General features: G+C 57.0%; 1 protein-coding gene. It reads left to right on the top strand.

Features of this window, described 5'->3' with window-relative positions; all coding sequences use genetic code 11:
• Window positions 1-159 precede the first annotated feature (159 nt).
• Window positions 160-607 (top strand): winged helix-turn-helix transcriptional regulator (locus G3A47_RS23010; RefSeq protein WP_208328426.1); only part of this gene is annotated, 448 nt, incomplete at its 3' end.

Below are 607 nucleotides of genomic sequence, written 5' to 3'. Positions count from 1 at the left end.
ACTAGAAGCGAAATCTCTGTTTCGCCCTTGGTCAGTGTGTCTACGGGCGGTCGCCGTACCCGCAACAGGCGATCAGCAAAGGCTTCGATACGAGGGGCGGGCCCGGGGATGGTGTCATGCTGCGGGGTCATGCCGGGATCTGAGCCCTTCACGAGTAAGTTGGATTTTCCAACTTACTCGTTGCATAGTGAGTTTGAAAACACAACTCTTATTTGGTTTGATTTCCAAACCCTGCGGAGATTAAGTTTCGGCATGCTTTCGATTCCGCCAAGTGAGGTTCCACGCCATTGCAATATCGCCGATGCCCTGGAGGTGGTTGGCGATCGATGGAGCCTGCTCGTCGTCCGTGAATTGTTTTACGGTCCTCAGCGTTTCACCGACATCGCCCGCCACACCGGGGCGCCGCGGGACATTCTCGCTGTTCGACTTCGCAAGCTTGAGGAACACGGTGTCCTCACGCGCGTCCCATACAGCGAACATCCTCCGCGCTATGAGTATCGGTTGACGCCGTCCGGTCGAGCGCTGTCGCCCGTGCTGCTCACATTGAAGCGCTGGGGACGTGAGAATCTCGGCGGCGGTGCTGATCCCTTTGTCCTGAGACATTCAT

The sequence above is a fragment of the Flavobacterium poyangense genome, assembly GCF_011751075.1.
Taxonomy (GTDB): domain Bacteria; phylum Bacteroidota; class Bacteroidia; order Flavobacteriales; family Flavobacteriaceae; genus Flavobacterium; species Flavobacterium poyangense.
Note: the sequence above shows the minus strand (reverse complement) of the source record. Positions and strands in the feature narration are given on the sequence as shown.